We start from the raw sequence: 13940 nt of genomic DNA, 5'->3' as shown, positions 1-13940 counted from the left end.
TTTTTATCACTTTACTAGATACAACATTTTGGCAAAAAAATGGATCAAAACGATCCAAATTTTCACACTAAATTTTTAGGTTTTTCTTTAAGCACCAATCGATACCTATCAATAATGCCGGGCTATGGTTTTCAATTTAACCACTGGGGAGAGTCTTTAGGCCTTAGGCATTGGGCCTTTAGGGTTTAGAGATTGGCAAAGCTAAAGCGCTTGAAGTAAGAGGCTTTTGCTTTGAGGATGGAGAAAAAATTAGGGCAAGAGTGCTTGTGCTCTTGCCCTGGTGTTTTGTTTGCCATGGCCTAAGTGCTAATTGCTAGTTATAGGCTATGGCCAAAGTTGTTTTAGTTAGAGATTACTCTTGTTCAGCTGCTGGCTCTGGCTCTGCCTCTTCCTCTTTGGATGGGTGCTGGCATTGAGCAGTGTGAGGAGCTACTAATTGAGCCATAGATTCGTCGAGAATTTCTTTGGCAGTTACTGGACGGCCTAATTGCTGGCTTAAGTAAATACCTTGGGCAATTAACATACAGCCCTGAGCACTCTCAATAGAATTACGCAATCTAATATTCATACCATCACGCTGGTTTTCAATAGCGTGAATCATTTCCTTTAACTGCTCGGCAAAGAAGTGATGGGAAAATTCCTCATCGCTAATGCCCTCGTAGTCACTCTTAGCAAAAGCAGCATTGGTCTCATCACTCTCAAGAGTAAAGACATCATTGCATGGGTGGAAAGAACTAGGAGCCATACCAGCATTAACCTCTACACCACCATGAGTTTGAATGCCTAGAGTATGACCATTAGTGCCTACAATATGAACATAAGCGCTCTGAGCTGGATTTACGCTATTAGATACTATAATGGTAGCAGTAGCGCCTGACTCAAAAGTAACAATAGCTTGGGCAGTATCATCCACCTCAATATATGGATGGTTTACATTACGCCAAATACCATAAACACTCTCTACTTTACCTAAGAAATAGCAAAGCAGATCAAGCTCATGAACTGATTGGTTAACTAATACACCACCACCCTCATGAGCCCAAGTACCTCTCCAGGTATTGGAGCGATAGTAATCCTCATCACGCCAAGCTTGCACATTAACTACGCCATAGGCAGGTACAATACGACCATCATCAATAGCATTCTTAATACGCTCGGTTGGTCTAAAGAAGCGACTTTGAGAAATTACAGAAACTAAAGCCTTGGTACGTTGAGCCTCTTCAAGTAAATATGCTGACTTGGCTAAAGAAATATCTAAAGGCTTTTCAATGATGCAATGGATACCACGACGAATGGCCATGCAGGCAATATCAACGTGAGTTAGATGAGGTGTCGTAACATAAAGTAAATCTGGCTTGACAGTATCTAACATTAAAGCAAGATCTTCAAAAACACTTTCGTGTAAGACCGCTGGAGCCACTCCCTCTCGTGAGGCAAAAGAGCTCATAAAGCTTAAAGCTTTTTCAATATTATGGTTACAAACACCTACTAGTTGTTGGTTGCAAGACAAAATTGCTTCCACATGATGTTTGGCAATATTGCCAGTGCCTACCAAGGCAATGCGTAACTTACCCATTTTAAAACCTTAAACAAAAATACCCATACTTAGCTAAAATAGCTAAGATCAAACCCCAAACAACAATCGCACCTTACTTAGCGGCAAAGTACAAGGAACAATGCTAAGAGAAATCTAATCTAAGAAATTGCAGTTGCTAATAAGCTTAATCCCAAACTAAAGAATCAAATAAAATAATAAGCAAGCTAACCTTTGCTCTTAACCCAAGTACTTTGTGTATATTAATAGACCAGGGGCGCTAAATTATACACTAAAAGGGATAGAGACCATCTTATACAAATTCAGCTAGCTTTTCTAAAAGATATCTCACAGATATGCACCCTTTAGCTGTTTTAGACTAGATATCAAAAAAATAGTTCTTAAATGTAGTTTGTAAAAGCTCTCTTTTGCGATCTACGTCAAAAGCTCTGTGCTTATTGTCTCTCTTTAGAGGTTTTACCTACTATTTAATTTTGTTTGATGGCTTTTTTAGGCTAAATTAACTAAAAGCTAAAGCTTTGTTTTACAATAGCTAATTACTGGCCATCAACAGTCCATGTACCACTAGCTATAGGCATGGCCAAGATCAGACCCTATTAGCTTATTTTATTTCAAGGCTAATTAGACTATTGCTATGTTTTAGCTAACACCTCCTAATCTTATTCATAGCTTGGTCTTGTTTTCAAAAGGAGCTTTGCTGTGTTGCGCAGACTCTTTGCTGACTTTAATTCATTTGCTCATATGCTCACACTGAATAATCGACATCATTACTCTTTATTTGCTTGTACTTTAGCTTTAGGCCTATGGTTTATTGCACCTGTAAGTTATGGCTATACTTTAGAAGGCCCTCGCTATAGCTCTGCCCCTACCCCTCCCCCTAAAGCAGAACAAGTAGCAAAACCACAGCAGGCACAAGCTCCTAAAAAGCCTCAAAAGGAACTGTCTGCTGAGGAATTAGCTGCTATTAAAGAGCAAAATGAATTCATGGCTCAAATCCAAAACAGCATTGCGCCTAATCCTGCTCTTGAGAATAAAGAAATTGAGCAAATTGTAGCCGCTGGCGATCTGCCTTTATTAATTTATGGCAGTACCCAATTAGATAAATTCCTAGGATGCTTAAACTGCAACCCTAAGTATTCTATTTCGGTATGGAATGCTAAAGGCCCTTATGGCTCTAGCCGTGGTGACTTTAGTATTTGGAATACCTTATTTGAGTTTGGTAACGTCAAATCACGTGTTTGCCCATGGAATCAATTTGCCTCAAACCCTCCAGCAGTTATTGATCCTAAAGGCACTTTCTATGGCTTTTTAACCTCTAACTCAGCCATCAATTCCCATTTTACTAATAACTTTACCCTAACCTTATTACTAGACTATCAGGACATTGCTTTAAGCCCTCAAAAGTGGTTTGAGGATACTTTTGCTCAGCAATTAGCCAATAATCCTAATACTGTGGCTTTAAAATATCTTGAGGCTCTACCAAAACCATTGCCAAAAGACCAACGCCTACTCCCAACCAAGAGCGCTGCCCCACAAGTAGCACCAGTAGTAGAGCGTCGCTCTTTTTCTCCTTTTGATCCACCCAAACAAGAGCAATACCACTACCAGTTAGAAGAGAACAATAAGCCTTTTAAGTTCCCATAAAAGCTATGCGCAAGCTCCCCAGCCAAGCTAAGCCCAGCGACGATAAGTTAATTTTAGTCCAGCGCAGCGCTGCGCAGCTTAGCTAAGCTCAGCCCTGCATGGCTTATCCCAGCAAGGCTTTGCTCATCCTAGCATCAGCTTATGGCCAAAGCCCAGAGCCAAGGCATTTTATCTTTAGCAAGGCCATATGCTGGGTATGGGCTTGGGCTTTGTGATCATGTTTTTGACTGACTCTAGTGAGCCTTATGATAGGTTTTGGGATTCTTTTAGCTTGCGTTTGTAGACCTTGAAATACCAAAACAGTAGCACAAGATAGAGCGGTAAGTACAAAAGAGGCAGGGTCAAAAGCCTAGAATAATAAGCAACCTGTGAATCAAAATGCGTGCTTATACTTTCATGCTCTTTTACTACGTAGATATGCTTCTTGTTTTGACTGTCATAGGCCTCCAACACTCTTCTTTTCACATTACCTTCCTTTTTCGCCTCTTGAGCTTTTAGCTTAGATATGCCAAAAGAGCGCTTAAAACCATAGCCAGACTTATCTACTGCCCTATAAATTACCAGCCATTTGGCACTATTTTCCTCACGCATACGAGCTTTACGACTGGAATTATAGATACCATCTGAATTACTAGTTCTGACTACTCTTAGTGGTCTAAACTCATGCACTCCTTTATCAACATAGTTCTCTTGAGGGCACACACTTTTATATCCCTCTAGTCCTTTATAAAAAGCCACGCAGCTTACTACCATACCTACGGTGGCCAAATAAAGTAGTACTTTGATCCAAAAACTTTTGCTAAAGATGCGACCTAACATACCATCACCTTTAATTTTGAAAGCTTGTAAGTTCAAATCTAACCTACTAGTGCTAGTGGTACTAAATCTAATATATGCAAGTTTGCGTGTGGACTGGCAAGAGCCAATTAGGCTAACAACTGTGCCTTGCTCATACTATATTCACTTCGTTTTGCCTGCCCTTGCTGCCATACCATAGCAACCTTGCCAGCCAGGGCATGACCATAACATGGCCATGGCGGCTAAGGTTAGCCCTAACTATCCTGAGAGACCATGGTGGTTGTGGCTTGGCCCTCATAGATGACCATAACTTGCCTTGATAGCAATGGAGGCCTGAGCTTATAGGCCTTGGCTGTCTTGGCCCTAATGGCTAGGGTTGACATGTTTTAGATTAAATCGAAGCTCTGGTCTATTGACCTCTTGGTGCTTGTTACTTTTAGCCCTGAATCTTGCGCTGGAGATTAATTTGTTAGTTAACACTATCTTTGAGTTTAGCAAAGCTAAAAGATGTTTGCGCTTGATATGGGCTTTTGTGCTCAAAAGGCCGATTTCTATCACAAAATGTTAGTGAAAGTAATTTCGTTTTTTCAAAGGAGAAAAGGTTAGAAAGATCGAAGGCCCGAAGGTTCGAAGGCTATAAGTCACCTATGGTGAGCGTTTGATTCAAAATGGGCACTATTGCGTTTTATTGCCACTGGGGTGGTTTTGCTCTTAACTCATAATAGGGCTTCACCTGTTGTAGCATAAGCTTTTCTTTGATGGGTGCTAGTTTGGTTGGGTGGGCATTTGTTGTGGTGGCGCTCTGTCTATTAGTACCAATAAAGTGCTCTGAGGGGCTAAAAATCTGGACTGGGGCGGCATGCGTGATTCTTTTTAGTGCATAAGATGGCAGATTATAGGGAATTGCTTTTTTACTGCTGCATTGTAGTGCACTGCAAACGATTTACAAAAATTCTCAATTACAATGCATCTACCGCTTACAAACGAAGCTACCTCGCAATACAGCAAGTGCTACTTTGTTGCAATGATGCTTACTTTAGGTGAGCTTAATTGGCGGACTATTTTTTCTTATCTTTTAAACCAATCACTTTGTTGGGCAAGGCCCAATAAGCGAGGCTTAAGATGTCATTTAAAAATAATGCGTCTTTTATGCCTGGTTATCGTCCATGTTGCTCTATGACAATGGCTGCTAATGCTAATATGAAGCGCAATTATCAGTCATATCAAGGTTCTAATGCACATGAGACAGCAACCATGGCTAAAGGATGGCGCTTAGGAGATCATCATGCAAACTTTAGCTAAATTGAGTGCGTTTTTCGGCAAAACCTTTGCTTTTTGGGTTATTGCCGCTGCGATTATTGCTTTTTATCTTCCAGAGATTTTCAAAGTCCTCGCCCCATACATTAGCATTTTGCTTGGCATTGTAATGTTCGGCATGGGTTTGACTCTTCGTGCTAAGGACTTCTCTGAGGTGATTAAGCGCCCACTTGATGTGTTGATTGGCATCGTGGGTCAGTTCGCTATTATGCCTCTTTTAGCTTATTTACTTTGCATTCTTTTACAGTTGTCTCCTGAGGTTGCCGTAGGCGTTATTTTAGTAGGCTGCTGCCCTGGTGGTACTGCCTCAAATGTCATGACTTTCTTAGGTCGTGGTGATGTACCATTGAGTGTCACCATTTCAGCCTGTACTACTGTGCTGGCCCCAGTTGTAACCCCAACTTTAATTTACGTTTTTGCCAAGCAATGGGTACAAGTTGACCCTGTGGCTATGTTTATTTCCATTTTCTATATCATGGTCTTACCTATTGTAGCTGGCGTTTTGGTTAACACTTTCTTTGGCAAAGTAGTACGTAATGCTGTTCCTGTATTACCTTTAATTTCAGTATTTGCCATTGTTGCTATTGTTTGTGCTGTTGTTGCTGTAAGCCGTGATCAAATTGCTCGTACAGGTTTAGTAATTTTTGCTGTAGTAGTACTGCATAACACTTTAGGTTTAGCTTTAGGCTATGTTTTAGCCAAGATCTTTAAGATGGATTTAAAGAAGCGTAAGGCTTTAGCTATTGAAGTAGGCATGCAAAACTCAGGTTTAGGCGTAGCCTTAGCTATGGCTCACTTTAATCCGCTCTCTGCTGTTCCTTCTGCTATTTTCTCAGTATGGCACAACATCTCAGGCCCAATCTTAGCCACTGTTTTTGCCAATATGAAGGACGAAGATGAAGCTGAGGCTGATGCTGCGGTGGCAGCTGATGCTAAGGAAGAAGCTCACAGCGCTAACGGTACTAGTGAGCATCCAGCCCAAGCTTAAAGCAGGCTTAATAAGATTAAGAGCTATTTAAATCACAGCCTTACTAGCTACCATTAACCTTGTAGTATGAGATAGTGCTCTTTACCCAAGAGCACTTTAGAAAACCAAACTTTTCTGACTATTAGGTCTACATAGTAGATGCTATCTAATTTAAATGGCCATCCCTTTTAGGTTGTCATATCAAGTTTTCACTTTGAGTTTTAGTAACCTTAAATTACAGTTTTTTTAATTTTTTTCGGCTTAATTAGACACAACTTATAAGTTAAGCTCTTTTAATCAAACAAGAGCTATAAGTTGTAGGAGTTTCAAATGAGTCTCAATAACACCCCTACCAAATATATCTGGTTTAATGGTCAGTTAGTAAATTACGCAGATGCCAAGGTTCACGTTTTATCCCATGCTCTCCACTATGGTACTGCGGTATTTGAGGGTATTCGTGCCTACTCCACTCCTAAGGGCCCATGCATTTTCCGCCTTGATGAGCACATTGACCGCTTATTTAACAGTGCCAAGATTTATCGCTTCCCTGTTCCTTATACCAAGGAGCAAATTAAGCAAGCATGTCGCTCTGTTATTGCCGATAACGGCCTTGAGTCTGGCTATATCCGTCCTTTAATTTTCTTAGGCGAGATTGGTCTTGGTGTACGTATTCCTGAGGGTGCCCAAGCATCTGCTATGGTAGCAGCTATGCCATGGGGTGCTTACTTAGGTGAAGAAGGCCTTCAAAAGGGTGTTAAGGTAGGTGTATCTTCTTGGAACCGTCTTGCTCCTAACACTATTCCTACTGAGGCCAAGGCCGCTGGTAACTATTTGAGCTCTATCTTAATTTCCAATGAAGCTCACCAAAATGGCTATGTTGAAGCTATCGCTTTAGACACTGATGGTTTTATTTCCGAAGGCTCTGGCGAGAATGTATTCTTTGTAAAAGATGGTGCTATTTATACAGCTCCATTTACTAATGGCTTGCTCCCAGGCATTACTCGTAACGCCATTATTACTTTAGCTAAAGAAGTATTACATATCCCTGTATACGAGCAAAAGCTGCAGCGTGAAATGTGCTATTTAGCTGATGAAGCTTTCTTTACTGGTACTGCTGCTGAAATTACCCCTATTGCTTCTGTTGATGGTATTGATGTTGGTGAGGGTTGCCGTGGCCCTATCACCAAGCAATTACAAGATGCTTTCTTTGCCTTAGTTCAAGGCAAGCTCGAAGACAAGTGGGGCTGGCTCACTCCAGTTAAATAATAAGAATAATTAAGCCTTAATCCGCTTAAGGCGGGTTGTAAAAGGCCCCTCACGGGGCCTTTTCTTTTCAAGACTTATTTTGCTTAGGAATAACATCATGCCTAAATATCGCTCTAGTGTTACTTACGAAACTAAGAAAATGGCAGGCGCACGTGCCTTATGGAAAGCAACTGGAATGAAGGATGAGGACTTTGGCAAGCCAATTATTGCTATTGCTAATTCCTTTACTCAATTTGTACCAGGTCACGTTCATTTAAAAGATATTGGTCAATTAGTAGCACGCTCTATTGAACAAGCAGGCGGTGTAGCCAAAGAATTTAATACTATTGCTGTTGACGATGGTATTGCTATGGGCCATAGCGGTATGCTCTACTCACTTCCAAGTAGAGAAATTATTGCCGATAGCGTTGAGTATTCTTGTAATGCCCATAAAGCTGATGCCTTAGTATGTATTTCTAACTGCGATAAAGTTACTCCAGGTATGTTAATGGCTGCTATGCGTCTTAACATTCCTACCATTTTTGTCTCTGGCGGCCCTATGGAAGCTGGTAAATTACCTGGCAAAGATAAGCTTGACTTAATTGATGCTATGGTGGTTTCAGCCGATCCACATGCTAGTGACGAGCAAATTAATGAAGTTGAAAGCGCAGCTTGCCCAACTTGCGGCTCCTGCTCTGGTATGTTTACCGCCAACTCCATGAACTGCTTAACTGAGTCTTTAGGTTTATCTTTACCAGGCAATGGCACTATTGTGGCTACTCATGCTAAGCGTAAAGACCTCTTTACCAAGGCTGGTGAGCTTATTGTTAAGTTAGCCAAGCAATATTATGAGCATGACGATGATAGCGTCTTACCACGCTCTATTGCTACTAAAGCCGCTTTTGAAAATGCCATGTCTTTAGACATTGCTATGGGTGGTTCTACCAACACAGTATTACACTTATTAGCTGTTGCCAACGAAGCACAAGTAGACTTTACCATGAGCGACATCGATCGACTCTCCCGTAAAGTTCCTCATATTTGTAAGGTAGCTCCATCTACCCACCAATATCACATTGAGGATGTGCACCGTGCAGGCGGCGTAATGAGCATTTTAAATGAGCTTGATAAGGCTAACTTATTAAATACCTCATGTAAGACTGTGCTCCAAATGACCTTAAAAGAGCAATTAGCTCGCTATGCTATTGATAAAACCACTTGTGATGAGGTTAAGAAGTTCTATTTAGCCGCTCCTGGTAATGTACGTACTATTGAAGCCTTCTCTCAAGAAAAGTACTATGACGAGCCTGATAATGACCGTGCCAATGGCTGTATTCGTGATTTAGCACATGCCTATAGCCAAGATGGTGGTTTAGCTGTACTTTATGGCAATTTAGCTTTAGATGGCTGCATTGTTAAGACTGCTGGCGTTGACAGCTCTATCTTAAAGTTTGTCGGCCCTGCCATTGTTTATGAGTCTCAAGAAGAGGCTGTTGAGGGCATTTTAGGCGGTCAGGTTAAGGCTGGTAATGTAGTCATTATTCGTTATGAAGGCCCTAAGGGCGGCCCTGGCATGCAAGAAATGCTTTACCCTACTTCCTACTTAAAATCTATGGGCTTAGGTAAATCTTGCGCATTAATCACTGATGGTCGTTTCTCTGGTGGTACCTCAGGTCTATCCATTGGCCACGTTTCTCCAGAGGCCGCTAACGAGGGTAATATTGCCTTAGTAAAGAATGGCGACTTTATTAAGATCGACATCCCTAACCGTCAAATTCAAATCTCAGTGGATGATAGCGAGCTTGAAAAGCGTCGTCAGGCCATGAAGGAATTAGGCAAGGATGCCTTTAAGCCACAAAAGCGTGAGCGTGAAGTTTCCACAGCTCTCAAGACCTATGCCCTTCTTGCCTCCTCTGCTGACAAGGGCGGTGTCCGTGATTTGAGCAAACTTAGCTAATCACCACCCCAAAAGCTAAACGCCCCTAGCGTTTAACTTTAAGGAAACCAACAATAGCGCTGCCCTAATACTTAGTGGCGGCGCTATTTGTTTGTGCCATCCCAAAATATACCGCCAGTCTTCTCTGCATCTACACTCAAGCAAGATATCGCCCTATCTCCACCGTCACGCAACTGCAATGCAAAGGTAAGTGCAAGCTAAGAAAAGCTTGTTCCTATCAGTATTTCACCTAAGCTAACACACAAAAAATATAGCTTAAAGTTCCAAGCTCAAAATTTGAGCTCTACCCATTACAAGCTGTAGCCCTCAAGGCACAGATGCAAGCTTAACAACTCACAAGCAACCATTACCTTTCAAGCTACCAATGGCTTGGATTGCACCCAATTTAGTTTCTTGCAATCATGGTCATTATAGTCAGAATGCGTACAACGCTCAGGATGGCCATTATTGGCCATGATTGGCTGAAGGGCCATGATAGTTTGTAGCGCTTAGGTGGTTGCACAGAAGTTAATTGATGGCTGTTAGAGCCCTGTTTGCCTGCGCTTAAGAGCGTAGCTTTTTTAAAAAGATGAATTCTAAAAATACAAGAGCCAGCCTATCTATTGGTATTAAGATGGGCTGGCTCTGTTAGTACTGGCTATGAGGCCTTGAATTTTTAGCGGTGGTCTACCTTGCGGGTTAAGTAATCACCGATAAATTGAACGATTTGAACCATGAGAATTAAGATCACCACAGTTCCAATCATCATATCCAGGCGGAAACGCATATAACCATAACGAATAGCTACGTCACCTAGACCACCACCACCAATGGCACCAGCCATAGCAGAACAGCCAATAATAACAATGACTGTGATGGTAAAGTTTTGAATTAACTCAGGAAGAGCCTCTGGGAGTAATACTTTACGTACGATTTGCCAAGGGCTAGCACCCATAGAGGTAGCCGCTTCAATTAAGCCCTGAGGTACTGTTCTTAAGCTAGTCTCAACTAAACGACCAGTAAAAGGAATAGTACCTACTACTAAAGGTACAATCACAGCGGTGGTACCAATAGAAGAGCCTACAATCATCTTAGTTAATGGGCTAATAGCCACCATTAAAATAATAAATGGAATGGAGCGTAAGGCATTAACCACAGTACCAAGTACACGATAGAAAGCTAAATTCTCAAAGAAATAACCCTTAGAGGTTACTAATAAGAGCACGCCTAAAGGCACGCCTAAAGCAATGGAAATTGCAGAGGAGGCACCTACCATGTATAAGGTCTGTAAAGTGGCATCCCATAATAAGGTAGCCATTTTAGAGTATTGGGCCCAATTAGAAGTCAGAAAGTTGCTTACGCTGGTCATAACCTAACACCTCCACTCTATGAATACGTGCCTTAAACTCATCTAAGGCATGCTCAATTTCAGCTTTTGAGCCACCAACTTCTACTACCATGAGACCAAAAGGCTCTTTTTTGATATGGTCAATACTACCGCCTAAGAGACTGATCTTAACCTTGCATAAGGTAGCAACCTCTACAATAACAGGAGCATCAGCCTTAGGGCCTAAGAATAAGAGCTCTACTACAGCCTTAGAGCCTTCGGTATATTGATCAACAATTTCAGTGTGACGTAATAACTCTGGCAAGCCACGACGTACCACAGCACTAACCAAGCGCTTAGTTAAAGGCTGTTGAGGATCAGTAAAGATCTGTAAAGTAGATCCCATCTCAGAAATGATGCCACCATCGATTACCGCTACACGGTCGCAACACTCTTTGATCACTTCCATTTGGTGAGTAATAATCACAATGGTTAAATTGAGCTTGTCACGCAATTGCATGAGCAACTCTAAAATAGACATAGTAGTCTTAGGATCTAAAGCAGAGGTAGCCTCGTCACATAACAACACTTTAGGATCATTGGCTAAAGCACGGGCAATACCCACACGTTGTTTTTGACCACCAGAGAGTTGAGCTGGGTACATTTGGGCCTTATCTTCAAGACCTACTAATTTTAAAAGCTCAGCAACACGCTCTTTAATTTTATCCTCAGTCATCTTGCCTTCTAAACGTAGAGGAAAAGCAATATTATCTGAAACAGTAGCTGAAGATAACAAATTAAAGCTTTGGAAAATCATGCCAATATGGCTACGAGCTGCACGTAACTTAGACTCGCTCATAGCGGTCAAATCTTGACCATCAACGATAACTTGACCTGAGGTTGGACGCTCCAACATATTGATGTGACGGATCAAGGTGGACTTACCAGCACCTGATAAACCAATCACACCAAAGATCTCACCACGTTCAATTGAAAGTGAAATATTCTTCAAGGCCTTAACCTCTCGTGAGGTGCCCTGATTGTACACTTTCTCAATATTCTTAAGCTCGATCACTTGAAGAACAATTCCTGTGTTAAACCTTTAATCCACAATTTCTAAAGCTCTCTATTTAGCCTTAAAAATCATCCAACAAAACCTGATAAGCTCTCTTTACGCTACTGACTAATAGCCACATAGTAAAAAATATCTTATTTGCTTGGCTGATGTATAAATTTCAGTATCAGTAGCTAAAAGCATAAGGATTTTAAATGCAAAGAAGCATAGCTGCCCATTAAGAGCATCTAAAAGAAAAGATGGCACTTCACTACTAGAGCTATCGCAAGCTCAATAAAGAAGTCAAATTTGAGGGGGATTATCATTCTATCACAAATCTTTATACTCTGTAAGATTTTTGCACCATTTTAGGCACTTGCATTGATAGCAGTCCCCCCATCTTAAAAATTAATAAAACAAGCTTTACAAAACAGCTCTTGAGGCTCTTATGCTTGGTCTTTTAATATGATCTCATAAGCCTGAACAATGGCTAGAAATTGCGCATTAAGCTCTTGTTTTTGACTAGGAGAAAAACTCTCATAATCTGCAATATGGTCAGGATGGTACTTAAAGGCCAACTTGCGATATTGTTTTTTCACCTGCTCAATAGTGCTAGAGCTATCTAAGCCTAAAGTAATATAGGCCTTTTCTTTTTTAGACAAATAGCGCTGATTATTATTAGCCCTATTATCTTGGTTAAATTGAGCGCCTGCGCCCGCACCAGCGCCCGCACCTTCGCTTGCGCCTGCACCTTCCCTAAAGCCATCTTTATAGCTATAAGAGTAGCTATATTGCCGCTCAAAACCATCACTAGAGCTAGAGCTAGAGCTAGAGCTAGCGCCCTGGCTAGAGCCAGCATCAGCGCCCGCTCCTGCAGCAGAAGCAGAGGCCGAGGCTGAGGCAGCTGCCTCTTGGTAGTGAGAGTTAATCCATTTTTGGCGAATACGTACTTGCTCTTGATTGAGCAAAAAGAAAAAGCGATTGTAATAGCTACTATTAATTAAGTCTTCGTCTATTTCTAAGAGCATAGCACCTACCTTCTTAACAGTAGGATGTTCTAAGAGCACACGATAATCGATATAGCCAATTTTAAAGGGATTGACGTTCATGAGCGTTCTTAACATCAAGACGAACAATAGCTCACACAAATATGGGCCACATTTTTTGCTGATCTTTTTTACATAATTGAGCTCATAGGCAAGTTGAGGATTATCTAAGAGGGTTGCAATGTAAACCTTGGCAATAGCGCTATGTTGCTTATCAGTAGCACTAACTGAGCTCATTAAACTTTCAATAAAAGCCAAGGCCTCACCATAAGCCAATGCTCTGGCCTTATTCTCCCAGTCATCTTGTCCCTGGAATCTTTTATGAGCCATGATGCTACTAAGTATGGCATCATATTGTTTAGTACTTTCTCTAGCTTGGTAGAGATCCATCAAAGCAAGGCTGTCATTACTATTAGTGGTGGAGCTGCCATCATGGGACTGATTTTGTTGGGCCTCTTGTTGCTGCGCTTCTTTTTGTAATTGTTCTTTGTACTTTTTAATATGCAAATTAAGGTCATAATTGCCAACTTTAGCCACTAATATGGCATTAAGAGCAATAAAGTGATTAAACCTACGTCCTTGTTTGATCATGCGATTGCGCATAAAGAAAATCACTTCATCAGAATTAACTCTATCTTTCTGCCAAAAGGTATACAGAGCGCTTACTAATAAAGAAATTAAAGCACATATTAGGTAGACATTATCTTGTTTAGCAAAACGACCAAAGATAATTTCTAAAATATTAAAAGCAAGAGGGATTAACAGCACGCAGACAAAAGCTGATAACAGCAGCATTCTAAAAAACCTGCCCAAATGCACTAAAAATGCTCTGATCACACTATTATTCCTTACTCTTAGGGTATGGGCCTTAGGTTCACTCTTAAGAACCTTTATGCCTGATAGCTTACTTAACTTTGTTAACTCTCAATATAAGTGTACCCTACCTATGCCTAATGAGCATGTATTTTTCTTTCAAACCATCTCTTTGTCCACATTGATTGCTCACCATTTTGTTTGGTTGAAAAACATGCTCTTTGTTTTTCCTTAGTAA

The 13940-nt window shown here is 41.1% G+C and carries 10 protein-coding genes; 5 read left to right on the top strand and 5 right to left on the bottom strand.

Features of this window, described 5'->3' with window-relative positions:
* Nucleotides 1–352: 352 nt before the first annotated feature.
* Nucleotides 353–1576, bottom strand: a complete 1224-nt coding sequence (locus tag MXE38_RS01345) for a Gfo/Idh/MocA family oxidoreductase (RefSeq protein ID WP_246910305.1) — start codon at nt 1574–1576, stop codon at nt 353–355.
* A 678-nt stretch (nt 1577–2254) separates the two neighbouring features.
* On the opposite strand from MXE38_RS01345, the gene MXE38_RS01340 reads away from it, so the two are divergent.
* Nucleotides 2255–3199, top strand: a complete 945-nt coding sequence (locus MXE38_RS01340) for a hypothetical protein (protein ID WP_246910303.1) — start codon at nt 2255–2257, stop codon at nt 3197–3199.
* Between the two features lie 243 nt (nt 3200–3442).
* Here MXE38_RS01340 and MXE38_RS01335 read toward each other — a convergent pair whose 3' ends face one another.
* The gene (locus MXE38_RS01335) at nt 3443–4054 is read right to left on the bottom strand and encodes a hypothetical protein (RefSeq protein ID WP_246910301.1); all 612 of its coding nucleotides are present in this window, start codon (nt 4052–4054) and stop codon (nt 3443–3445) included.
* A 1065-nt stretch (nt 4055–5119) separates the two neighbouring features.
* Here MXE38_RS01335 and MXE38_RS01330 point away from each other — a divergent pair.
* The 4 genes from MXE38_RS01330 to ilvD all read left to right on the top strand — a co-directional run bounded on the left by MXE38_RS01330 (nt 5120) and on the right by ilvD (nt 9483).
* Nucleotides 5120–5299: a hypothetical protein gene (locus MXE38_RS01330; RefSeq protein WP_246910299.1), complete on the top strand. Its 180-nt coding sequence runs from the start codon at nt 5120–5122 to the stop codon at nt 5297–5299.
* Nucleotides 5283–6302 (top strand): bile acid:sodium symporter family protein, encoded by a 1020-nt coding sequence (locus MXE38_RS01325; protein WP_246910297.1) that lies wholly within the window; start codon nt 5283–5285, stop codon nt 6300–6302. The genes MXE38_RS01330 and MXE38_RS01325 overlap by 17 nt, the downstream gene beginning before the upstream one ends.
* Nucleotides 6303–6611: 309 nt before the next feature.
* Nucleotides 6612–7547 carry a branched-chain amino acid transaminase gene (locus tag MXE38_RS01320; RefSeq protein ID WP_246910295.1) on the top strand — a complete coding sequence of 312 codons (936 nt, stop codon included), beginning with the start codon at nt 6612–6614 and terminating at the stop codon, nt 7545–7547.
* A gap of 97 nt (nt 7548–7644) precedes the next feature.
* Nucleotides 7645–9483 carry a dihydroxy-acid dehydratase gene (gene ilvD / locus MXE38_RS01315; RefSeq protein WP_246910293.1) on the top strand — a complete coding sequence of 613 codons (1839 nt, stop codon included), beginning with the start codon at nt 7645–7647 and terminating at the stop codon, nt 9481–9483.
* Between the two features lie 655 nt (nt 9484–10138).
* Here the strand turns inward: ilvD and MXE38_RS01310 are convergent.
* The 3 genes from MXE38_RS01310 to MXE38_RS01300 form a co-directional block, all read right to left on the bottom strand.
* Nucleotides 10139–10780: a methionine ABC transporter permease gene (locus tag MXE38_RS01310; RefSeq protein WP_246910310.1), complete on the bottom strand. Its 642-nt coding sequence runs from the start codon at nt 10778–10780 to the stop codon at nt 10139–10141.
* A 19-nt stretch (nt 10781–10799) separates the two neighbouring features.
* Complete coding sequence (locus tag MXE38_RS01305) at nt 10800–11864, bottom strand: methionine ABC transporter ATP-binding protein (RefSeq protein WP_246910291.1); 1065 nt, start codon at nt 11862–11864, stop codon at nt 10800–10802.
* A gap of 425 nt (nt 11865–12289) precedes the next feature.
* Nucleotides 12290–13684 (bottom strand): J domain-containing protein, encoded by a 1395-nt coding sequence (locus MXE38_RS01300; RefSeq protein ID WP_246910289.1) that lies wholly within the window; start codon nt 13682–13684, stop codon nt 12290–12292.
* Between the last annotated feature and the right edge of the window lie 256 nt (nt 13685–13940).

The organism is Anaerobiospirillum sp. NML120448 (assembly GCF_023050945.1).
Lineage (GTDB): Bacteria > Pseudomonadota > Gammaproteobacteria > Enterobacterales > Succinivibrionaceae > Anaerobiospirillum.
This window is presented reverse-complemented; position numbering and strand designations above follow the sequence as displayed.